This window comes from Okeania sp. SIO3I5, from assembly GCF_010672085.1.
Taxonomy (GTDB): domain Bacteria; phylum Cyanobacteriota; class Cyanobacteriia; order Cyanobacteriales; family Microcoleaceae; genus Trichodesmium.
In genome coordinates, this window is the sequence record NZ_JAAHHT010000544.1 from 1 (window position 1) to 1126 (window position 1126).

The following is a 1126-nucleotide window of genomic DNA, read 5'->3' on the forward strand; positions in this document are numbered from 1 at the left end:
TTTGGCACTTTTCAAAGAAGTCCCATAAATGCCAAGGGGTGTCAACCGTAACCCGCATCTCAATGTCGAGAAGCTCGCCCAGGTGACCTTCTTCGATCAAGTTGCGAGCTGCTATCACAGGCGGTGCCGTGCGCAACTGAAAATTAACCGCCGCAGTATACTGCCGTTCGCGACAGATACTCAAAACCTGACTTGCCTGAGCTAGATCCTCCCCCATAGGCTTTTGGATCAATATTCCAGATCCTCGGGGAAACTTTGGCAGCAGTTCCAACAAAGCTGAAGCTGGTACAGCGATATCAAAGACGGCGTTTGCTGGAGCCTCGGCTACAGCTTGTTCAACACTAGCGTAAACATTAGGAATGGAGAATTTCTGAGCTAGCGAGACTGCTTTTTCCTGCTTGATATCAATAATTCCTGCTACCTCAAAACCAGCGATCTGATATGCTGGCAGGTGGGCATCGGATACAATGCCACCAGCACCGATAATTACTATAGGTTGTGGCCGATCTGGCATGGGAATTTGGTCATTTATCTGCATGAGTATTATTTCAGTTATCAGTTATCAGTTATCAGTTAACTGAGCTATAGATAGATACTAAAAGTTTCTAAAAAAATTGCATTAATTTTTCACCTCCTAACCTCTGAAGCAGTATATAAAATCATATTTAAAAGTTGGAAACCGCCTTGGATATGTTGAATATTTGATTGCCCATAAGTTCTTGGTAAATATTTTACAGGAATATCCTTAATAGTTAAGGCAAGTTTTTTGCACCCAATGAGCAAATCAAAATCTCCAAAAGGATAGTATTTACCAAAGTGTTGCCAATTAGCAACTATCTGGAGATAGTTTTCTTTGGTAATAGCTTTAGTTCCACAAAGGGAATCCTTAATTTCAACTCCCAATATGATTGATAGCAGTTTAGCAAAAAAGCGATTTGCAAGTTGATTGATCAATGGCATCGCTTTCAATGATACTGAATGAGTGAGTCGCGATCCATTTGCTAATTGGCAATCACCTGAAGCGATCGCCTCGAAAAATTTGGTTAACTCATTTGGGTGAACAGTTAAGTCAGAATCTAGAATAATCAGAACATCACCTGTTGCCATATTAAAACCCTGACGAACA

The 1126-nt window shown here is 41.0% G+C and carries 2 protein-coding genes; both read right to left on the reverse strand.

Going from position 1 to position 1126, the window contains the following annotated elements; genetic code table 11:
• On the reverse strand, positions 1–538 hold a 538-nt coding region (locus tag F6K40_RS40410), incomplete at its 3' end, for a Gfo/Idh/MocA family oxidoreductase (RefSeq protein WP_293146025.1).
• Positions 539–627: 89 nt separating this feature from the next.
• On the reverse strand, positions 628–1126 hold a 499-nt coding region (locus F6K40_RS40415), incomplete at its 5' end, for a glycosyltransferase family 2 protein (protein ID WP_293146028.1).